Here is a 22,480-nt window from a genome sequence, read left to right as displayed (position 1 = left end):
ATTCTTTCCCCTAAGGTTGTTGAACTGGTTCTTTAAAGACGCTGCGTCTCCACCAGCAGTGTTCAGTGAACAATTCTTGAAAGTCAGACTGGTCAAAGAAATATTGGTAAACGTCTAGGCGGGATAGGGGCTTGAGGCGCAAATACTTTTGCCCCGATTCTCTTAATTTTGCTTCGACTCCTTTTTGTGGAAGTTGACCGAATTTCCAGGGAAGGTATTGTTTTCTAAAGATAAAATCACAGAGGTAGGCACTAAATGTACTTTGCATATGCCACAGCATGACTTGCTGACTCCCCAAAAAATCAATTCCTTGTCGTCGCTCATACTGAAACGGGAGGCTTTGCGGATGATAGGCATCGAGATAAAGTGGGTTCTCAAACAGAATGTAATTTTCTAAACCTTGCAAAATTTGCGAGAGATCATCTTGATAAATTTCTTGGGTATAAAGCAGGTGCCGAAACAAGTCTTGATCACTAGAAATTAGTGGGCGATCGCGGTAGCCTAGCCAGCGAGTATGGGCATCTGCCGCGTTAATTCGTCTGTCCCAAGCCTGAGCGGAGTACGTCGCAACATTGTTAGCAAACAGCGTTAGATGATGGTAATATTGGTCAAACCAATCCGGCTGATTCACGACGGTAAGTGCCGGACAACCCTGCAAAATAAAAGTCTTGCCACTGAATTTTTTTGCTAGTTGATCGGGTGACTCATTAAAGACAATATCACCGTCGTAATGAATTATTTTTTCCTTAGCAAAGTATCGAGCAATGACCAGCCATCTTAAAAAGCATTTCTTCTCATAATCTCCAAATTGGTCAAGCGCTTGGAACGATCGCTCCAACTCGACATAAATTGAATTTGCATTGTGCAGGATATAGCCCGATTCAATTAAATTATCCTTGTAGCGCTCATCCAGCCGCTCGAACCCTTCAAGGAAGAGAACATCTAGTTTTGAACTAAAGTTGAGACGCTGATTTCTTTTGCCCACAAAGTGGAGAGGAACAGCTTGCTCAAATTTCTGTGCATTCGACTTGCACCAAGCAACAATTACAGATCTCATGGTTTTGCTCCACTGTGAGCAGCTAGCGGTTCTCGCTTCAAGCCAACAATAGGAGCCAATTTTTCTAATAATAAATCTCTAGAGAACTCTGTTTGAATGGTTTTCTTAGCCTCTGCCCCCAACTGCCGACACCAGGCAGGATTGTTCCAAAGCTGAATGGCATAATCAGAAAACTCTTCTGCATTTTCAGCAATGAGTCCGTTGAATTGATGATGGATAGGGAATGCTTTTGTCGCACAGTTTAGGGCAAGCACCGGAACTCCGTGTGCCATTGCCTCGATAATTTTAACGGGCTGACCTGTGCCACCAAATACCGGACAAATCATGAACCGAGCCTGTTGATAAATTGGCTTAAGGCTAGGCACAAACCCAGATAAGAGAACCCCTGATTCTGCACAAATGTCTTGACAGCAGGCACCTGTTACTTGCAGCGTAAAGTCGGGAACGTGCGCTAATATTTGAGGCAAAACTTTTTTAACAAAGTAGAAATAGCCCTGTAAGTTGAAAGGGTTAGGGCCTGTTGGAAATACGACTGTACCGCTGTATTGATTGTCTAAGTGAGGAACCGTCTGCGTCATGGGTACCCAATGTACCTGCGGGTTATGAGTCTGCTGCTGGAGGACTTCGGTTTCGCTTTTAGAAATGGTAATGATGTGAGTGTAGCGATCGTAGATATAGAACTCTTCTGCTTTGGGAGAAAGCTGCTGTCGCTCAAAAAAGTCTTCTTTCAAAACAGTGTCGTCAACTTGAGCAGAACTGAGGGGTAGGTGCCGAAAATAAGGCTGTAATGCCTCTCTCATTTGATGATTGAGCGTAAATAGATCATGGGTGTCACTAATGCGCGGAATAGATTGCAACTGGCGATGGTTGAGCAATCCATCCCAGAAGGCATAATTCATAAAAATTAGGTCAGGCGGGTTGCGTCGAAGGACTGATTGAAACCATCGACGCATCCCTGGGGGGGTTTGGGCAAGGGAGTCGATGGGGGGTTGCCACCGACACACTTGATAAAACTTTCGGTATATTCGGGCAAACCGATAATCCCAGCGAGTCGCTTGATAGACAAGAACATCCTTGACTCCCCTGGCTTTAAGCGCCTGGATGCTGTCTGCTTCCCAAGGAGTCTCAGAACACAGCGTAGAACTGACTAGCGTAATCGCACAGCCTAGGTCTTTCAAACCACTTAAAATTTCTAAGCAGCGCTTATGAGCCCCTGATCGGGGTGGGCAGGGATTGTGAGGAAAGAAGAATAGGACTTTTTGGGGCATGGGTAGAGAGGCTGAAGAGATTAAGTCTGACTGCTTAAGAAACGGCTCACGTTTTGCTTAGTTAAGTGCGCCAAGTGCTTCAGGGTTTTGGGTGAGATTTGGCATTTTAGACCTTCTTGAAGTTGAGCGATCGCCGCCCTCAAATCCCCTATAGCTCTCAGTTTGTTGGCTCGATTGAACGCATCAATGGCGTAATATTCTTTTGCCTTGGAGGTTAGCATGTAGGCAGTTTCTCTGGGCAAATATGAGTGAGCAATTTCGATTGCACAACGAGTATCTGCAATGTTTCTGCCCGTTTTGATTAAACGAGATGATTCGGATGAGGAATGAAGTCGGAAACAGGCTAGAGTCTGAGGCTCGTACCAGATTGAGAAATAAGCAGCGATTCGCGTCCACATTTCCCAATCAGCGGCGGAGCGAGCTTGGGGGCAGAATCCACCGATTTGTTCATAGATTTCACGTTTGACCACAATAGAGGGAAACTGGATGCGCTGCATGGTAGCAATTTGCTTGAGCCAGTCTGCCAGGATTCCGGATGATTCTCGCTCTAAAAGCGATGTGAATAAGGTTTGATCCTGTTCGTTGATGTAACGATGCCGACAGAAGGCAGCCCCGACTGTGGAGTCTTGGCTTAACCCGACTTGTAAGGATTGATAAAAACCAGGTAAAACAAAATCATCTTGGTGCAAGATATGAATCCATTTGCCTGTAGCACGTTGAATACAGTTATTCCAAGTCTTGATTTGTCCTTGGTTTTGAAGCTGACGATGAAAGGTAATTCTACCGTTCCCCAGGAGTTGAACTAAAGGCTCTGGATCATCTTCAGTCGAGCAATCATCAATGACTTCAATATGCATGACTGCTGCGCCCGGATCTTGTTCGAGAACGCTGCGGAGAGTTTGTTCTAGATAGGCAGTCCCGTTGTAGGTCGGTACCATCACTGACCAGAACGGGCGAACCCGATCGTCAGGAACAGGATCTATTAAAGGACAATAAGGCAGCGTTGAGCTTTCCATGTCTGTATTCAGTTCTCCATAAAAAGAGTATTAACTGACTTATTCAACTTCCATTGATAGGGTGTGGTCAGCCAATTCAAAAATTCATAGGTTAGCAATAGCTTTTTTACGCGATTGCGGCTTCCTAAATAACGTAAAACTCTATATCGGCTCAAGATCATAATTTCGGTACAAGTTGTTTGAAAATAGCAGAAGTAGAATTTTTGACACCAGACTTGGTAGAACCTTTCCTTTGCTTGATAAAAAGCCTGGTCAAAGTTTCCTGAACTCAAATGAGTTAAATGAAAATCGATGACGTAACATGAATATCCTCGAAGAATCGCATTTAGGCACAGATTAGTTGCATAAAAATGAAACCCCTTAAGATCTTGAGAACAAATGTTTTTTGCAGATGATTTAATGATAAAAAAGTTCTCGTCTAATGAATAAATCTTCTGTTGGAAATCCCCTGTCCAATTTTGCGTACTTGGATCGCTGATCTTAGCGACAAGCTGGTGGTGTGTGTTGAAACCCGCGTTCCCAGCAATTGCTCATTGAGGATCTTGATTTTCTAAATCATTCAAAACCCTGCTCAGTTGATCGAACCCATGCCCTTGGTCAAGTAGCAGGTCTTGATGGCAAAAAATTATGTAAGGCTCAGGAGTAGTGAGATGAATGTGTCTCAGGGTTTCATAGGAATCATAAATATTGCCGTTGGAATTATCAAACAATGAATATCGACATCGTTTTTCATCGAATCCACTCTCGATAAAAGACGCTTTCATCTGTTTGTACTGGTCAAGTTTATTGGCGATCGTGCAAATATGAAAGAGTTTCATAGATTCTCTAATCCTGACTATGTTTTTTTAGGTTTAGAAACGATCTAAATGTTGTACGTCTTCCATCCTATGAATAAGAGCTTAAATAATCCGTCGGAAGATCTTAACCACTTAGGATTAGAATAACTATCCCATTACATTTTGAGCGATTCTGCTTGTTTCCCAGTTCAAAATAGGTCTGACCACACCTGGAAAATGCTGGACATAGTTCCCTCTTGCAGAAAGTCCATTAATTGAATCAGTGACATTAAATGCAACAGCATCTAGTTCATGAAAGTAGATGACGAAAGGATCTTGCTCAATAATTGCAACACTTACGGCTACCATTCCTTCTGACAGAAAGTTGCCAGGAACCCACATCGTTGAGCTATAGTAACCCTTAGCACGAGGCTTCTTTCGCATCTCTGACGTGATGTCATGGGAACTCAAAATATGAACACCATTCTCATTAAATAAATTAATCGAGTGTGTAAAGACTGCATCACTCTTGAGTACTTCATATACCATTGTGATTCCAACAGGCTTTGTGATATCAAAATTATCCATAATCTTTCCATCCTCATTGTGGACATTCACTTCTACAAGACGAGCGATATTGTTTCCAGGAGCTTTGTCTAAATGTCTCCAGCTTCGTCGGGCAGTGGTACCAAAGTCAGATTTAAGATAAGCGTGAACGACTTGTTCTGTTCTTCCACTAGACTTCACTGAACCATTCTCTAACAGAATTGCAGTGTTGCACAGCCGAGTTACCGTTTCCATACTATGACTGACAAATATTACGGTACGCCCCTCGTTCGCAACCGTCTCCATTTTTCCTAAGCATTTCTTTTGAAAAGCGCTATCCCCAACTGCTAGAACTTCATCCACGATTAAGACTTCTGGTTCTAGGTGAGCAGCTACTGCAAAGGCTAAGCGGACATACATCCCAGAGGAGTATCGTTTTACAGGTGTATCTAAAAACCTTTCAATCTCAGCAAAAGCAACAATTTCATCAAATTTTCGTTTGATCTCTGTTTTTTCCATTCCTAGAATTGCACCGTTGAGAAAAACGTTCTCCCGCCCAGTTAATTCTGGGTGAAAACCCGTTCCCACTTCCAGTAAACTTGCGACTCTTCCTTTGATGCGAATTGAGCCATGGGTCGGTTCTGTAATCCGGCTCAAGATTTTTAGCAGCGTTGATTTTCCTGCTCCATTGCGCCCAATAATGCCCACGCGATCGCCCTGCTGAATCTCAAAGTTGACATCTTTCAGCGCCCAAAAATCTTCGTTGCTAGAGCTGCGGGGTTTGACATTCTTGCGATTAAATAGCGCTTGACCCAGCGATCGCGCTCCATTGGTCATGGCATCCCGAAAGGTAGTGTAGCCCTCCTGCTGATGGCTAACAGTGTACTTCTTGCTGAGATTTTCAACGCGAATAATCGGGTTAGACATAAGTCCTACATTCCTAACTCATCGGGCAAAACGGACAATACAAAACTGGTAAATGATTCTGCTAATTTAAGAGCAAACTCTGTCTCATTCATAGAGAACCCTTCCCCGGTTCACGGCTTCGTTCACAAGGGAGTTCTTCACCGTTACTCTTTTCTCTACCTCTTGATGAGTGAGTACCAGTAACTCTGTTGGAGCAGTCAACCCCCACAAAAACTCATAGGCATGACTTGCGCGGCGATGATGGGGCTGATCCGAGTCTGAAAGAATGATCAGCAGATCGATATCACTGTCCACTGTTGGCCCCCCATAGGCGTGTGAACCAAAGGGAATAATTTTCTCTGGCTGTAGCCGTTTGACTAACCGCGATACAATTTCATTCAATACTTCAGACGACAGTAGCTGCATAATCCCTAGTTCATCACTTAAATGACAACAATTAGTTTTGTTCTCGTCTGAAGTCTGACTCTCAACAACAGGGTATTCGGTTCTTAATTAACCTATACACGTACCAGTTAGCTTAGTCAGGAAAAACATAGAACAAAGGATATCTCCAAGAGACCTGAATACCAGTCAAATCACATCAGCAAACGTGCGCTCAACCTTGCGGAAATACCAAATACCCGTTGCCAGTAAAAAGAACACCAGCCCAATCGAAAGGGCAAATCCGGGTAGATAAATCTCTGATTGCCCGCGCAGAATTGCCCAGCGGAAGCCGTCGATGACACCGACCATTGGGTTAAGTGAATAAAGCAATTGCCACTGCTGAGGCACCACGTTGGTACTAAAGCCTACTGGGGAAATGTACAGACCAAACTGGACGAGAAAGGGAACGACGTAGCGAAAATCGCGGTATTGAACGTTGAGGGCTGCTAACCACAACCCTACGCCCATAGAGGCAGCAAAAGCGATCGCCACAAAAATAGGCAGCGTTAAAATTCGCCAGTCTGGCACAAAATTACACCAAGCCATCAAGCCCAGCAAAATAATGCCCGAGATCATAAAATCAACAAAGCTAACGATCACGGCACTCGTAGGCACAATTAACCGAGGAAAATATACTTTAGACAACAGGTTAGCATTGCTAATTAAACTATTACTACACTCTGAAAGCGCACCCGAAAAGAACTGCCAGGGCAACATTCCTGCGAACACCAGAATCTGATAGGGCACACCTGGAGGAGAAGGGAGTTTTGCCAAATTGCCAAACACTACTGTAAACACCACCATTGTCAAAAATGGGCGAATTAATGCCCAAGCAATGCCAATGACTGTTTGCTTATAGCGCACCAAAATATCGCGCCATGCCAAGAAATAGAATAACTCTCGATACTTCCAAAGATCTCTCCAATACTGGGATTCAGTGCGCCCCGCTTCAATAATCAGTTCGTCAGTTGTTCCCATAGGTCTCGGTTAGAAATTTTGCATTGGGTTACTCTATCTTTTGCGGTTTCCTGAACGGCTCATCAGGAAGTTCTGCTAGCTTTGATGATTGCTAATCGCTGGATTTTGGGGCACAGAGGACTTTATTTTTGAGGTTTTGGTAGTCTCTTTAAAGGGATCTTTACCCAGACTGCAAGGGCGCACGGTTACTAGTTGCTTCAGCGCCAGGTAAAGAAAGGGGGGAATGGTTTGATAATAGCGTTTCCATAGCCGGCGAGGTTCTTGCACTAAACGATAGAGCCACTCTAGCCCCAGCTTGCGCACCCAAAGGGGTGCCCACTTATGAAGTCCTGCATAGACTGGAAACACGCCTCCTAAGCCTAGCATTACCGTATTAATCTTGCCTTGATGCTCGCTCATCCAAATTTCTTGTTTGGGGCATCCTAATGAAACAAAAACAATACCTGCCTCACTGCTATTAATTTTCTCAATAATATCGGCATCTTCCTCAGAGTTCAAAGGACGAAAGGGTAAGGGTTCCATCCCTGCAATTTGTAGCTGAGGGAATTCTTGCTGCAATCGAACTCTCATTCGATCTAACGTTTCTCGTTCAGAACCCACAAAGAACACACTAATTTTTTTGACTGAAACTTGGTGGCATAGGGCTAGCAAGATATCCATCCCTGCTACCCGATTTTGTCGCCAAACGCCTAATAGATTCATTAGCCAGACCAGGGGCATTCCATCGGGGGTAACTAAATCGGCGTTGGATAACACTGCTGCAAATTGAGGATTGCGATGGGCTTCCATCAACATATGCACATTAGCAACACAGACGACTTTACTGAGTCGGCGCTTAGCCCATTTTAATATCAATTCAATTTGATAATCGAAGGGCACGGCAGTCACTGGAAATCCAATCACACTCTGTTTGGGGGGCAATAGCTCTAGAGTCATGATGCTTCTCTTACACTTGTACTTCTGGTTGACAAAGGGGGAAGTACCTAACCGGGTTCAACGAACATTACGCGACCCTGGCTGGGTGATTGCCCTTTGGTATTGCACTGACCTGATGACTCTGTGCTAAAAGCACTTTTAAAGCGCAACCACAAACCGAAATGCGACAGACCGAAGTGCGATCGTAGGGATGAAGCGCCTGATACGTCTTCCCGATCGCCCTATCAGTAAATTCAATGAGACAAAAAATACGGTGGAAGAAAAGACTTAAGATTATCTAGAAGATTCCAAATCAGAATGAACGGGTTTAGCTAGATAAAATCAATCTTTCCAGTAGATGCGAGAGATGCTGTAAATCGTTCTGGTCTGTAGCTTTGCGCTGATAGATGCTGATAGATGCTGACGGATAGATGCGAGCGAGTTAGTACGTCATTGCGTGTAAATGCTCTTAAGCTCTACCCTGACACAGAAATGTAAAGGATGCAAGAGGTGATACTGAGTCAGGACGTTTTTCTACGGAAAAACTAAGTATGTATACGCAAGACGTGTTAATGAGTCTAACTTTATGAGCAGTTAGCATGGAAATAAATTCTTCGTTCTTTTTAGCTGACCTCATGGCTTTGAATGACCATACCCAAAACAGGGATACTCGATACCCGAAGCTGTTCTAAGGCTTGTTCTGCTAGCGATCGCTTCAGCCTTCCCAATTGTGATACCAACATCACGCCATGGGTATGGGTAGCCATGAGGTGAGCATCGGCAAAACCTAAGAGCGGCGGCGCATCATAAATCACCAGGTCAAAGTTATTGTTAACCTGCATCATAAGATGGTGCATTCGCTGGGAGGACAGAAGTCGGGTGGGGTCAGGGGGGACTGCTCCAGCCGTCAAGACAAACAGATTAGGTTCCACAAGCGATCGCTGAATGGCTCCTTTTAAGTCCATCTGTCCTGCCAACACATCAATTAATCCGCCCTTGTTAGGTAATCCGACATATTCATGCACCCTGGGGCAGCGTAAATCCGTATCCACTAGCAATACTCGCTGACCCATTGCCGCTGCCGCCTGTGCCAGATAGACCGAAATCGTCGATTTACCCTCTCCCGGCATGGCAGAACTAATGACTAAGGACTGAACAGGTACGTCAGTATTGAGTAGCCGAATATTGGCATAGAGCGATCGGAAAGATTCGGCAAAGGGATCGGCTTCGTAGTAGTGACGGCGAACTTTACCGTTATGTTTACCCCCATTAAACTCACGCAAAGTGCTTGCTCCTACAGTCTGGAGCACGGGCGCTAAGTTGATAATCGGCGCAGCATGACTCAACGTATCATTGTAAGGAATGATGCCTAGCAACGGCAGTTTAATTAAGCGCTTGAGTTCTTCAGGGGTGTAAATCACATCTGCTAATCGGTTCATAGCAAGCGCGGCTCCAGTCCCCAGCAACAATCCTAAGATAGCGCCCAGGGCAAGATTCCGAGCCATGCTGCTGTCGAAAGGTTGGGGCGAAGTGGTAGGGGTAATTAATTCCCAAGGGATTTCGCGTTGGGCAATATCAATTTCTTGGGCTTGGCGTTTAGCTAAAAGCTGGTTCAATGCCTCAGTCGCAATTTGCAACTCTCGTTGGACATCGGTGAAAGAACGGGAAACGCCTGCCAATTGCCTAACTTCAGAGTTTAGAGACCCTAGCTTGGCGGTTAAAGAGCGATCGCGCACCTGTAACTCTCGAATTTTTCCTGCCACTTCGCGTTGTACCTGCTGGCTTTCCCGCTCTAGCAACGATACTAAATTGTTACGTTCTTCCCGTAGCACTTGCAGGTCAGGGGTTTCTTCGGTGTAAACCGTAGTAGCTTCAGCAATCTTGCCATCTAATTCAATCATGCGGTTGAGTAACGATTGATAGCGGGGATTCTCGCTTAATGCCGAAGACGCTGCAACTTCAGGCGATCGCCCCGCCAATTGTCCCTGCAAATCACCTGATAACGCCGCCGCTTGTTCAAGCTGTACCTGCGTTTCAAGCTGTTGCTGCTTAAAATCTCCGACCTGCCCCGAAAGCTGCGACCCTTTGGCTTCAGGATCAATAATATCGTTACCCTGCCGAAGCGCTTGGAGTTCTCCTTGCAACGATTGCACCTGCTGCTGTAAATCAGGCAGCTTGCCCTCCACAAACTCAATGCCCTTGCGAATCGCTAGCTGCCGCGACTGAAGGCTGTAGTCTAGATAGGCTTTGGCAGTGAGATCGAGTAAAGATTTAACCTGCTGTGGTTTTAATCCTTGATACGTGACCTGAATAATGTTGGAATCCTTCCCGACTACCTCCACGCGAAGGTTGCTAGTAATAAATTTATAGCAACTATCGTTTGGGCTTTCACCGAGGGGTATTGATGAAGTGGAAGCCCCAAACTGTTCACAAGCGTCAGGATATTGCATCTTAAATCGTTTGACCACGGGCAGCAATATCTTCGGGCTACCTAAGATTTTTAGTAAATCTGGAGTTACCCCTTGAGCCTGAGATTGGCGCCCTGTCAATGCTTCCGGCAACGAAGAAATCACATCCGATTCTGCGGTATTGGGTTGAATTAATAGCTCAAACTGTGCCTGATAGCTAGGGACATCTAAAGACCCCTTTAATCCTGCCGCTACCATGACCGCTGCTGTAATGCCTATTACTAAAATTGCCCGTCGTCGCAGTGCGCCCAGAACCTGACCCAGGTCTAATCCGCTCTCGTCGGCTTGCGGTGGGATGCCGCCATTCATCAAACCCATTGGTTGACTATAGGATGTTGTTTTCATCTTTAACCCTGCTTACTTTTATCTTTCAAACAGCGCTGTCTCTTACAACAGTCCTGTTTTTCAAACAGATCTATCTTTGAAAGGCTAGTCCAGCGGCTCACTGGAAAATGCGGAAGAAGTTAAACGGAAATTGAAAAATTGAAAAGACGCTTCCTAAGGGGGCTAAGACTTGTCCCAACGTATCGGAAGTAGCGGCTAAGCCCGATCGCCCGACAACAACAACATCGTTATTACGCAGCGACGGATTTTTACCATCGGCAATGCCTTGGGTAAAATCAACCGGAATTTCTTCTCGGGACACCGAACCATCTTCATTCAGCCGCACCAAATTGACAGATGCGCGTCGTGCTCGATTGTTAAATCCACCCGCCGCCAAAATTGCCTGGTTAAGCGGTGTATTGGGCGGTAGCTCGAAGGTGCCAGGCTGCGACACTTCGCCTACCACGTTGATTTTGATGGAGTCGGGAGAGAAACTGGTGCTTGCCAATGCCGATGCCTCAGCCGGATCAAGGGCGGCGACCTGGGTCACAACAATAGAATCGCCTTCTTGCAAAATTGGGTCTTGATTTGCATCACCCGATTTCAAAAGATCCCAAAGATTAACCTTAAACTCTTGAGGAGTGCCCGATCGCGTGGGTCTACGAATCAGAATTTCCCGAATATTTGCCGTTGGCTTAATGCCGCCTGCCACTTGAATGGCACGGGTCACGGTAGGCAAACCGCCGCCGCCACCACTCCCCGGAACTCCCGCTTCTCCAGTCCGGGCAGAACCCGTCACGGTGTAAGGCCCCGGACGAAAGACCTCGCCAGCAACGGAGATATTAATAGGCTCAGAATTATTAGCAGCAAAGCTGGCATCGGATAGCAACCCCGATTCAGCAACATTGAGAGTTTCGGTGGCGGGGACAAAAATAGTGTCGCCATCTTTTAGGGCAAGGTCGTATTTTAAATCTCCTGTTTGCAAAAGCTGCATCAAGTCAACATTAATGATCTGTTCTGTCCCATCGCGCCGCGGACGACGGATTTCGACTTGGCGCACGTTGGCGCTTAGGGTGGTGCCGCCGGCTGTTTGGAGAAGTTGATTAATGGTAGGGAATTCTCCGCCTTCGACGTTAACGCTGTAGGCTCCGGGTCGGCTGACTTCGCCCGCCACACCAATTTCGAGGGGACGACGACTCAGCAAGCTGAGAGTAATGAGGGGACGGCGCAAAAATTGGCTGTACCCTGCCGCGATCGCCGCTGTGGCTTGATCAACGGTCATGCCATCGACAGAAATGTTGCCAGCCAAGGGCAAGTTGAGAGTACCATCTGCCAAAACTTGGGTTTCGCCGCTGTACTGAGGGGCGCGGAAAATATCAATCCGAACGCGATCGCCTGCTCCTAGGGTGTAGGGCTCGCCCTGAGTCACAGCAGCAATTAGGAGAGGCTGGTCTGGGGGTAGAGCAGTGGCGATCGCGGGGTGAGCCCAGGTTAGCAAGGTCACTAACAAAGCAGGCTGTAGAGCGAAGTGTACTGAGGAAAACGGTGCCCGTGGGGATATCCAAAAGCGCTGAAAAATCATAAGCTGCGGCGTGCTCCCTGGTAATCTTTGCAACTAGAAGAGCTCATTATTGCCCTTTGTTTGTGAATACCTCTTCAAGGGTGTAGGCATCTTATCAGTACAAAAATAAATATTTCCTATAAAGTTCGTGGGAAGAATTAGTGAATTTCGCGTCAGTAACTCTTTCGTATAAATATGGCTACCTCTAAATATGGCTACCTCACATCTCTTTGTCTAGTGTGTAGGAGTGAGCTAGGAGGATTAAGAAAATTTACTTTACTTAAACCAGTGCTTTAGGATCGTGGGTTTGGTTAAAGGTTGTAAAGTTTTGGTCAGATTCTAAATGTCCATCCACCAGGTTCACAATGCGATCGGCAACATCTAAAATCCGGTTATCGTGAGTCACCATGAGAATCGTGCAGCCCTGATCTTTTGCCAGGGTTTGCATCAGCGTCACGACATCGCGCCCAGATTGTTTATCAAGAGCAGCGGTCGGTTCGTCTGCCAGAATTAGCGAAGGCTGGTTGACCAAGGCACGGGCGATCGCTACCCGTTGTTTCTGCCCCCCCGACAGCGCTTTGGGCTTGTAGTCTACCCGTTCAGCCAACCCAACCTGAGAGAGCATTTCTGTGGCGCGTTGACGCTTGTTCCCCCAATCTTTAAGAACTTCGACTGCCATTTCTACATTTTGGGAAGCAGTCAAAGAATCAAATAAATTATGTCCCTGAAAGATAAAGCCAATATTGCGGCGAACCTCTACTAATTCCGATTTGCTCAACCCCACTAGCTCTTGCCCCAGCACATTTAAGCTGCCCTCTTGCAAAAACCGCAGTGCGCCAATCAAGGTCAGCAAGGTCGTTTTACCCGAACCGGAAGGTCCTGTCATAATGACGATCTGCCCTTTGGGTAACTCTAAATTAATGTCATAAAGAACTTGTTTGCGCAGGTCGCCTTGACCATAGTAATAGTCTAAATGGCGAACGCTAACGGCAATATTTTCTAAAGAATTTTCTAAAGAAGAGTTGGGAGAATCACTGGATAAATTATTGGATGAATCGTTAAGTGAATGGTTCATGTGCCGAAAACCTCAGCAGGATCAGTAGATTGAACTTTACGAACGGCGATCGCCCCTGAAATTAGGCACATAATTACTGTTGCAACTAACGTGTTGAAGGCACGGGGAGGAGTCATTTGCATTAACAGTCCCGTTGCATCTGCCGTTACCCGGTACAGTCCAAAGCTAATTAAAAAACCGGGTAAAAATCCTAATAAACCCATAAAAACAGCTTGCTGAATCACAACTTTTAGTAAGAAGAAGTTAGAGTAACCCATCGCCTTCAGCGTTGCATATTCTGCCCAGTGTTCAGCAACATCTGTATAAAGAATTTGGTAAACGATAATCACCCCGACTAAAAAGCTCATAACGGTCAACAGCGAAAAGACAAACCCAATATTCGTATTTTCCTTCCAATAAGTGAGTTCCTTGTTGACAAAATCCTCTTTGCTATAAATCAAAATATCAATGGGCAACCGTTGCGTTAAGGTTTGAACCAATACAGCTACATCTGCCCCAGGAGCCACTTTCAACAGTCCAATATCAACCGTATTCAAGTTTCGCTCATCCGCATCGGGACCGAGATTTGAAAAGTAGCGGACAAAGTTTTGATCGCTCATCAAAACGTTGCCGTTACCCGATGTAAAGTCAGTGCCCAAAGGAAAAGTTCCCACTAGCCGCACCTCTTGCTTCGCTACTTCTGTCACTGTTCCGATCGCCAAAGAACCGACTTCGGAGCGCGACTTTGAATCAACCATCGCAGTGCGAGGCATTTGTAACGCCGATCGCTTTGCCAAAATTTCAGGGAGGGGCAGCACAGGATCGCTCAAGTTAAACGCTAAGACTCTCAATGGGCGAATACTTTTGGTATCTGGGTTTTTCCAGTCGGCAGTGGTGGTGTAAAGCGGATAAGCAGCGTCAACGCCCTCAAAAGCCTCAGCCTGATAAAGACGACGGCGAGCAAATTTTTCGGGAATAAACATACTGGTTTTGATGCGGTTTACCACGATAATATCGCCATTTAGCGCCTTGAGAAGCTGGACTTGACTATCGTATAGCGCGTTCTCAAACCCCTTAAAAATGAACATTAACACTACCGCGAAAGAAACGCCTGCCAGCGCAGTCAATAACCGCTGACGTTTATGAGTGAGATTAAACCAGGCTAACGGTGTGCGCATTTTCATTAGAACAACTCCACAGGCTCGGCTGTTACAACTTTACGAACAGAAATAAGCGCAGAAATAACGCACATTGTAATCGTTAGTATAAAAACCATGACCGCTCGCTGCCAATCCATTGCCACAGGCAAAGCGTTATTAGTCGCATCGGCAGCGAAAGCATAAAGACCAACGGCGATTAAAAAACCAGGAATGTATCCTAGAACTGAGAGAATGATGGCTTCTTGAATCACGACATTAAATAAATAACCACTGCGATACCCCATCGCCTTTAACGTGGCGTATTGCTTCATATGATCTGAAATATCGGTATAAAGAATCTGATAGACAATCACGACTCCAACGACACAGGATACGGCAACACCCATGCCAAAGATAAATCCAGTGGAAGTAGAAGTAATCCAGTAGGAGCGATCGTTCTCAATGATTTCTGCCTTCGTTTTAACCAGTACATCTTTGGGTAAAACTTGGCGCAATCGAGTAGCTACCGCCTGAACATCCGCTCCAGGCGCTAACTTTACCAGACCCATGTTAACCAGGTTCAACGGAATTTTTAGAAGGCGCAGGAAGTTTTGGTCACTGCTAATGACAGTGGCATCGGCGGCAAATCCTCCCCCTAGCTCATACTGTCCGCCAATGGTGACGGTACGGCGATCGACCTCGGTTTTTGTGCCAATTTCTTTAGAGCCATACTCTGGGCGAGAGAGGCGATCGAACAGCACAGTGTCGGGGCGATCGAGGGCTGTCAAAGTAGCGGGGCTATTCAACTCGGGCAACGAAAACACCCGATCTTGAGGATTGTAGGCAAACATAAATACCGCTCGGCTGTCGCGGGTTTGGGGGTTGCGCCACTGCAAATATCCTAAATACAACGGCATGACGCGCTCTACGTCTTTAATTCCAGCGGCTTGATAGAGGCGATCGCGAGGAAATGCTTTAGCGCTGCTAATTTCCAACGTTTGGGGCGAAACTAAAAACACGTCAGCATCCATGTACTGATAAAACATAGAGGCGCTTTGTGCCAGTGCGCCTAAGAATCCTAAGTTCATAAATACTAGTAAGACGGCGAATGCCACTCCAGCCAATGCCACCACCAAGCGGCTTTTCTCATGCACCAAATTCAGCCAAGCGAGGGGAACTCTCATGCTGCGTCTCCTAATCTGCTCGGTAATTTAGGGCTGAACATCAATTTTTACATCTACTTGCAGGTTAGTCAGTGCCTCTACAGCCTTGCCGTTGTCAAGCTGAATTTTGACTTCAACCACACGAGAATCGGCGTTAGCAGCAGGATCATCATCAAGAACGTCGTTTTTAAAGATTTGCCAGCCAATCGAAGATACTTTCCCTGTTAAAGGTTCGTTAAATGCACCATTGCGGCTAGAAATAACGGCAGGTTGTCCGGGACGAACTAAACCCACATCGGTTTCATAAACCTCGGCAACCACAAACATTTGGCTGGTATCACCTAAGTCTAAAATGCCGTCAGTGCCGATCGCCTCTCCCGCTCGAGTCACAACCCGCAGCACCCGCCCAGAACTAGGGGCACGAATGATGGTGCGTTCTAACCGAGCCTCAGCCAAATTTAGATTTTCTTGAGACGATTGCACAGCCGTTTCTACTTGAGCGACAGGCAAATTTGCCTGCTGGGACTGGGCTTGAGCTTGGGCATTCCGAAGATTAGCAGCTTGCTCTGATTCGTTCTGTGCAAGTAGCGCTTGAGCATTCTTGAGCCTCTCTTGGGCTTGACGAGTTGTACTAACCTGTTGATCAAGCGCTTGCTGGGAAATTGCTCCGGCTTGGCGGAGGCTCTGTTGCCGCGCTAAATCCTGAGTTGCCAGAGTAAGTTCTGACTCTAGCTGTCTAACGTTGGCTCGGAGTGCCTCGGTTTCAGCGCCGCCGGGAGCCTGGATCTGCTGGATTCGGGTTTGAGCTTCTTGAATTTGTGCCTCGCCTAGCTGGGTAGTTGCCTCCAGTCTTTGCCTGGCTTCAACAAGCTGGCTGGCTGCAAAGTCGCGTTCGGCAAGGCGTTCTTCGTAGCTGTCAAGATAGCCTAAAACGTCTCCAGCACGAACGGCATCGCCTTGTTTAACGTTCAAACGTTTGAGTAATTCTGTGTTGGGACCGCTAACTCGAATCACTTCGCCACGAGGTTCCAATCGCCCTAACGCCGCAACTTCTACTCGTTGAAGCGGCGTTGCGACGGATTCAGATTCGGCTACTGGCGTTGGTGCAATCAGTCGAGAAACGCCTAAACCTAGCAGACCCAGAGCGATCGCCCCTCCTGTTATGCCCACAACCCAGCCCTTTCTGAACGGAAATTTTTGACTCAAGTTCATAGCCTATGCCCCTTTGAGAGTTAGTGATTAATGCTATTCCAAATAGACTGTGAGCATTTTTCCAAGCAAGGCACCTTGTTCTTCAAAAGAAGTAACTTCTTCGTTGTAGAGCCTTCCCAGAATCAATCCATCTATCAAACTCAGTACAAATACAACAATTTTGGGATCTTGCACTCCCAATAGATCAGCTACCCGATCGCGAGCGCGATCGCAGACTTGTTTCAGGATTTCGTTGTGGCTGGCGGTATGCTCTTGCTGTTGATGAAAGTCAATTAGGAGAAGGGTTTGTTTAAGGAAATAATCTTCGTTCTTAGCAATGAAATGAAATGCTGCTTCAATCCGTTCTGCCAGGGTTTGAGCCGCTTCTAGTTCGGCTTCGGCTCTCAGCAAATCTTGGCGAGTCCATTCTTCAACCAATTGCTCAAACAGCATTTCTTTACTGGAAAAGTAATGATAGAGCGTGCCAGTTGAAACGCCTAAACCCTGGGCAATTTCTCGCATGGTAATAGCGGCATATCCTTTTTCAGCAAACATATCAAAGCACTGACTGAGCAGCTCTTTACGATAAAGATCATGGTCAACGATCTTGGGCATAAGTTGGCGCTGGCTCACAGGTAGGGAGAAAGGCAGTGTAGAGAAGAAAGATTTTCAAGTTAGTCTAAAAGTTGGACAAGATATTTTAATCGAACAATTGTTTTATAACACGCATAGCCAAAGTTTGTAAAATACAATTGCGGGTTTTTATGTAAATTGTTCATTCTAAAAGACTCTTGCTTAGCCGTAAATCTCCTAGTCAAAACTTTCTAAAATTTTCTATGACAGATGCCAAGACAGTACAAATTCGCTTTTTACCCAATGATGTTTCTGTCGTAGCAACGGTGGGAGAGGGGTTACTTCAGGTTGCCGATCGGGCTGGAGTGATGATTCCGACTGGGTGCTTGATGGGGTCTTGTCATGCTTGCGAGGTTGAGGTGGAAGAGGGGGAAGCGATTTGTGCTTGTATTAGCGCGGTGCCGCCAGGGTTAGATGAGATGACGATCAATCTTTTTGTTGATCCGACCTGGTAGTTAAGCAATCTGCGTTTGAGGGTAGGTCTAAATCGTTCGGTAGCGCTTCTCGAACTTTAGCCAGAGTTTGCGCTAAGGCAATATCTTCTGAATCTAATAACCCCAACAAACGGCAAGGCTGATCACGAGTGACAACAGGAAGCTGCTGCAATCCTCGCGCCGACATCCGGGCGATCGCTTCACTTAATAGCTCATCAGCATGAACGTACAGGATTTTGGTTGTACAAAATTTCTCGACTGGCTGATGGAGATCTGCGGCTGCACCCGGATCGACCTTAGCTTTTAGCAGCAGCCGATGGAAGTCTTGCAAGGTCAGAATACCGATAATTTGCTCGTCTTCCATAATTAGAGCGCTACGACAGCGATCGCCCACCAACCGAGTTCCCGCTTCTAGCAAAAGCATTGTCCCAGGAAGCTGCAACGGTAAAAGATGCATGGCTTCAGAAACTGTCAACGCCAAAGTTCCAGGCAAAAGCGCCGGCTCGGACGGCGGCAGTTTTGGCGTATTATCAATCACGACCGAAGGACTTAAGATCTCGATCGCCCAATTGCTTAAACCGACAGCCGCCATCAGCGGTAAAACAATTCGGTAATCGTGGGTCAATTCAAACAGTAACAAAATCGCAGTTAACGGAGCGCGTACACTCGCCGCCAAAACAGCCGCCATGCCGACCATTGCGTATGCTGGAGGAGATGCCATGGCGTTGTGCAGCATAGGAAGGGCGATCGCCAAAACCTTGGCATAGATCGATCCGAGGGAAGCGCCCAAAAACAATGCTGGAGCAAACACGCCACCCACAAAGCCGCTGCCAAAACTCAGGGCAGTCATCACCAGTTTTACCGCTAACAACGCGATCACCAACTGCAACGGAAACTGCACGTCTTGCAGCATCGACTCAACCGTTTCGTACCCCACTCCTAAAATTTGCGGCAGTTGCAGCGACACCAGCCCTAAACAAGCTCCCCCAATCACCGGATGCAGCGCCTGCGGAACTTTTGCTAACCAGCGAAACCCAGCCACCTGTCCCTGAAAACACTGCTGAGAGAACCGCAGCGATCGCTTATACAGCAAGGATACCACACTCGCCAACAGCCCCAAACCCACGTACAGAGGCAGTTCCATCAGACTTCGCACCTCGTAGGCAGGCAGCGCAAAAGCCGGACGAGAACTCAGCCCAATTTGCGCAATCCAAGCAGCAACCACAGCCGCCAATAGCACCACACTCGCGGCTGAAGAGGCAAATGTGGTGCCTAACACTACCTCCAAAGCAAAAAACACGCCTGCGATCGGGGCATTAAATCCCGCCGCCAACCCAGCAGCAGCGCCCGCTGCCAACAACAATCGCTGCCGTTCTTGAGAAACCTTCAGCCATTGCCCCAACAGCAAACTAAAGTATGCCCCAATCTCCACGCTAGGGCCTTCGGGGCCCAGGGAAGCACCGCTACCCAGCGATATCGAGGCAGCGGTCATTTTAGTGATGGGGTTGAGGATTTGAATGTCGCGATCGCCCTGTGCCACTTCGAGCAAGGTCGTTAGCCCTGGCCCAAAATTTTTGAAGCGCCATCGCATCGCGCCTATCACCAATCCACCTAACAGTGGAATCAATGCTAATGTCCAATGTCCCCAGGTAGAAAGGAAGCCGGAGACATGACCGAACATGACCGTACTAATGACGTGGATGAGCGATCGAAACAGCACTACTCCCGCACCTGCACCGCCTCCAACTAGCACTGCTAACAGCAAAACTATGGTTTCAGGGCTAGGCTGAAGACGGATGAGGAAATGGCTTAAAGAAAAGGTAGAAGAATTAGAATCAGTTGGCTCAGATTGAGTTAGCCCCTTGGCATTGGGGGTTAGTGTCATGGTCGAAAGTCGCGCACAAAACAGTTCAGGATCATGAAGCCCGATTTTATTTCTCTTCTATTTTGATGTAATTTAGAGCTTTTAGCTCTCCAATCCTTTTCCTATTGGCGCATTTGGCTTGCCCAATCACACCTGATCACATTAAGATGGTGCCGCCCATCAACCGCTGATAGCGATACTCTAACTCCGCCTTCATTAACGCCCAGCGTTCGATCGTCGGATCAATCTCAATTACCTTCTGAGCCGCCTCGCGCGCTAACTCCAGCACATCTTGATCTTCGACCAAACTCGCCAGTGCAAAATCGGGCAATCCAGATTGCCGCGTCCCCAGCACCTCACCGGGGCCTCGAAACCGCATATCCATTTCCGAAATAAAAAAACCATCTTGAGATTGTTCCAACACCTTTAGCCGTTGCTTTGCCGTTTCGCTTTTAGAACTGCTTATCAACAAGCAAAAAGATTGATCTGCGCCACGCCCCACCCGTCCCCGCAATTGATGAAGCTGCGACAATCCAAATCGCTCGGCGTGTTCAATTAACATTACCGTAGCGTTAGGCACATCAACTCCCACTTCAATCACGGTCGTGGAGACAATAATTTGGGTTTGGTTATGGCGAAATTGATTGATAGCTTCTTCTTTATCAGCCGAAGACATTCGCCCATGGAGTAAACCCACATTGAAGTCCGGAAAAACAGATTCTTGAAGATGTTTGTATTCTTCTGTTGCAGATTTGAGGTCGAGTTTTTCTGATTCTTCGACTAAGGGCAGCACAATATACACTTGGCGACCTTGTGCCACTTGGCGACGGATTAAGTCGTAGGTGTTAGGGCGATCGCGCCCTCCCAAAACTGTTGTTTTAATGGCTTGTCGTCCGGGTGGTAATTCATCAATTTGGCTGACATCTAAGTCTCCGTGCAGCGTTAACGCTAACGTTCGCGGAATGGGTGTCGCCGTCATGGTTAAAACATGGGGAAAGTCGCCCTTTTGCTGTAACCGCGCCCGTTGTTGCACCCCAAACCGATGCTGTTCATCAATCACGACTAAACCCAGCTTTTGAAACTTCACGGGGTCTTCAATTAATGCGTGCGTCCCGACTAACAAGGGCAATTCACCTGTGAGTAATTCTGCGTGAATTTTCTTTCGTTTTGAAGCTTTGGTCGAACCTGTCAAAAGTTCTACAGACAGATGCATTAAATTAAACCACTCTACCAGCTTGCGATAATGCTGCTCTGCCAAAACCTCAGTGGGAGCCATCAGTGCCGCCTGATAGCCCGACTGAATTGCCGCCAAAATTGCCACAACTCCTACAACGGTTTTACCCGAACCCACATCTCCTTGCACGAGTCGATTCATGGGCGTAGGCTGCTGTAAATCGTTGAGAATATCGTTAATCACCCGTTGCTGTGCGCCTGTGAACTTGAAGGGGAGAACTTCGTGAAACTGATCAATTAAATGTCCAGTCGGGGCAAGAGTAGCGCTGGTTTGCTGCTGACGTTGTGCCATACGGCGCTTGAGTAAACCGAGTTGCAGGTAGAAAAACTCGTCGAAAACAAGGCGGCGGCGGGCGGCGGTAAGGGCTTCGCTGTTGGGCGGAAAATGAATGTGGGCGATCGCTTCTTGAATCAGCACCAGTCCCTGTTTGTCACGCAAAGCATTGGGTAAAGAATCCTGGAGTTGTACCACTGCTGGCAATGCAGCCACCACAGCTTTTCGCACCACATCTGCGCTCACACCATCGGTCAGCGGATAAACAGGCACGACTCGTCCCACCTTCATTGAATCAATTGAGGCTTGGGAATGGTCAAGCACCTCAATTTGGGGATTTTCCAGCGTTACACCATACTTGTCGCGTTTTACCAGCCCAGAAGCGGCAATGACCGCTCCGGGTGGATACATTCGTTTTTGCTGCTGCTGCCAAGCCGGGTGCTGGAAACGGGCACCTGGGAAAAATCGCCCTAGCTTAAGCTGCCCACTGTGGTCTTTCACAACCAGTTCAAAAATGGTGAGCTTAGAGTTACGCGGGCTACTAAAACAGTTACAGCGTTTAACAGTGGCGATCAGCGTTACAGTTTCTCCTGGCTCCAAGTCACGGATGCTGACCTGGCGAGCATAGTCCATGTAGTCGCGGGGATAATAGTAAAGGATATCGCGGACGGTATAGAGCCCAAGTTTGGCTAGTTTTTCGCTGTTTTTTGCACCAATACCTGGAAGGAAGGTAACGGCTTGATCAAGGGTAATAGGAACTTTGCGTCCAGGTTCAACCAGGGGAGCAGTTTTAGGAACTCTAATTTTAGTAGGAGCAGCGGTTTTTTCAGAGGCAGTGAAGGGAGATGTTTCAGAAGGTGAACGACTTGAAGTAGTATCTGCGTGGAATTTATTTTCGAGGTCTTTTCGGGCTTGGTGGAGAACTCGGCGAGATTCGGCAACGAGGTGCTGGCGATCGGCAAAGTCAAGATTAGGGTATTGAGCAAACTGGGTGGCTATTTCTTGAAACCGTTGGCGATCGCTGATCGATAGTTCCGCCGGAGGTTCGTTGAGGCTAAAGCTGAGGAATTCGCTAAAACGGTACTGGTTGCCCATGAGGTCATTAAAGCCTCGTTCGGCTTCAACAGCGAGTGCTTTTTGGAGGCGCAGCCAATCCATCGTTACTCCTCGGGAGTTCCCTTTAATGCCATCCACCTGTCATATTATCGTTCGCAAGTTCAAAAGGTTTAGGGCAAT

At 47.0% G+C, this 22,480-nt stretch carries 18 protein-coding genes; 1 reads left to right on the top strand and 17 read right to left on the bottom strand.

All coding sequences use genetic code 11. From position 1 onward, the window contains the following. Positions 1-10 precede the first annotated feature (10 nt). The 15 genes from KME11_14895 to KME11_14825 form a co-directional block, all read right to left on the bottom strand. Positions 11-1,057, bottom strand: a complete 1,047-nt coding sequence (locus KME11_14895) for a hypothetical protein (GenBank protein MBW4516495.1) — start codon at positions 1,055-1,057, stop codon at positions 11-13. Next, positions 1,054-2,325 carry a glycosyltransferase family 4 protein gene (locus KME11_14890; protein ID MBW4516494.1) on the bottom strand — a complete coding sequence of 424 codons (1,272 nt, stop codon included), beginning with the start codon at positions 2,323-2,325 and terminating at the stop codon, positions 1,054-1,056. Before KME11_14890 ends, KME11_14895 begins: the two co-directional genes overlap by 4 nt. Positions 2,326-2,345: 20 nt before the next feature. Beyond that, positions 2,346-3,341: a glycosyltransferase gene (locus KME11_14885; protein MBW4516493.1), complete on the bottom strand. Its 996-nt coding sequence runs from the start codon at positions 3,339-3,341 to the stop codon at positions 2,346-2,348. Between the two features lie 530 nt (positions 3,342-3,871). Further along, positions 3,872-4,159, bottom strand: coding sequence for a hypothetical protein (locus KME11_14880; protein ID MBW4516492.1), 288 nt, complete (start codon positions 4,157-4,159; stop codon positions 3,872-3,874). A gap of 126 nt (positions 4,160-4,285) precedes the next feature. Next, positions 4,286-5,590 (bottom strand): ABC transporter ATP-binding protein, encoded by a 1,305-nt coding sequence (locus KME11_14875; GenBank protein ID MBW4516491.1) that lies wholly within the window; start codon positions 5,588-5,590, stop codon positions 4,286-4,288. 84 nt (positions 5,591-5,674) lie between these two features. Further along, on the bottom strand, positions 5,675-5,995 hold the full coding sequence (locus KME11_14870; GenBank protein ID MBW4516490.1) for a nucleotidyltransferase domain-containing protein: 321 nt from the start codon (positions 5,993-5,995) through the stop codon (positions 5,675-5,677). 165 nt (positions 5,996-6,160) lie between these two features. Continuing rightward, entirely contained in the window at positions 6,161-6,991 is an 831-nt protein-coding gene (locus tag KME11_14865; GenBank protein ID MBW4516489.1) for an ABC transporter permease, read from the bottom strand. Positions 6,992-7,066: 75 nt separating this feature from the next. Further along, entirely contained in the window at positions 7,067-7,927 is an 861-nt protein-coding gene (locus KME11_14860; GenBank protein MBW4516488.1) for a WecB/TagA/CpsF family glycosyltransferase, read from the bottom strand. Positions 7,928-8,529: 602 nt separating this feature from the next. Beyond that, positions 8,530-10,719 (bottom strand): polysaccharide biosynthesis tyrosine autokinase, encoded by a 2,190-nt coding sequence (locus KME11_14855; protein ID MBW4516487.1) that lies wholly within the window; start codon positions 10,717-10,719, stop codon positions 8,530-8,532. Between the two features lie 97 nt (positions 10,720-10,816). Continuing rightward, complete coding sequence (locus tag KME11_14850) at positions 10,817-12,280, bottom strand: SLBB domain-containing protein (GenBank protein MBW4516486.1); 1,464 nt, start codon at positions 12,278-12,280, stop codon at positions 10,817-10,819. Positions 12,281-12,539: 259 nt separating this feature from the next. Beyond that, the gene (locus KME11_14845; protein MBW4516485.1) at positions 12,540-13,334 is read right to left on the bottom strand and encodes a DevA family ABC transporter ATP-binding protein; all 795 of its coding nucleotides are present in this window, start codon (positions 13,332-13,334) and stop codon (positions 12,540-12,542) included. Continuing rightward, positions 13,331-14,497 carry an ABC transporter permease DevC gene (gene devC / locus KME11_14840; protein MBW4516484.1) on the bottom strand — a complete coding sequence of 389 codons (1,167 nt, stop codon included), beginning with the start codon at positions 14,495-14,497 and terminating at the stop codon, positions 13,331-13,333. Before devC (KME11_14840) ends, KME11_14845 begins: the two co-directional genes overlap by 4 nt. Then, a complete protein-coding gene (devC, locus tag KME11_14835) occupies positions 14,497-15,636 on the bottom strand; it encodes an ABC transporter permease DevC (GenBank protein MBW4516483.1) in 1,140 nt (379 codons plus the stop codon). The genes devC (KME11_14840) and devC (KME11_14835) overlap by 1 nt, the downstream gene beginning before the upstream one ends. Before the next feature lie 27 nt (positions 15,637-15,663). Further along, positions 15,664-16,827 (bottom strand): efflux RND transporter periplasmic adaptor subunit, encoded by a 1,164-nt coding sequence (locus KME11_14830; GenBank protein ID MBW4516482.1) that lies wholly within the window; start codon positions 16,825-16,827, stop codon positions 15,664-15,666. 33 nt (positions 16,828-16,860) lie between these two features. Beyond that, complete coding sequence (locus KME11_14825; GenBank protein ID MBW4516481.1) at positions 16,861-17,421, bottom strand: TetR/AcrR family transcriptional regulator; 561 nt, start codon at positions 17,419-17,421, stop codon at positions 16,861-16,863. 221 nt (positions 17,422-17,642) lie between these two features. Between KME11_14825 and KME11_14820 the strand changes: the two genes are divergently transcribed. After that, positions 17,643-17,894, top strand: a complete 252-nt coding sequence (locus KME11_14820; GenBank protein MBW4516480.1) for a (2Fe-2S)-binding protein — start codon at positions 17,643-17,645, stop codon at positions 17,892-17,894. Here KME11_14820 and KME11_14815 read toward each other — a convergent pair. Continuing rightward, the gene (locus KME11_14815) at positions 17,866-19,758 is read right to left on the bottom strand and encodes a chloride channel protein (GenBank protein MBW4516479.1); all 1,893 of its coding nucleotides are present in this window, start codon (positions 19,756-19,758) and stop codon (positions 17,866-17,868) included. The genes KME11_14820 and KME11_14815 overlap by 29 nt on opposite strands. A 136-nt stretch (positions 19,759-19,894) precedes the next feature. After that, the gene (gene recG / locus KME11_14810) at positions 19,895-22,402 is read right to left on the bottom strand and encodes an ATP-dependent DNA helicase RecG (protein ID MBW4516478.1); all 2,508 of its coding nucleotides are present in this window, start codon (positions 22,400-22,402) and stop codon (positions 19,895-19,897) included. Positions 22,403-22,480: the final 78 nt, after the last annotated feature.

Origin of the sequence: Timaviella obliquedivisa GSE-PSE-MK23-08B, assembly GCA_019358855.1 — a bacterium.
Taxonomy (GTDB): domain Bacteria; phylum Cyanobacteriota; class Cyanobacteriia; order Elainellales; family Elainellaceae; genus Timaviella; species Timaviella obliquedivisa.
The sequence above is the reverse complement of the archived record's forward strand: the minus strand, read 5'-3'. Positions and strand labels throughout refer to the sequence as shown.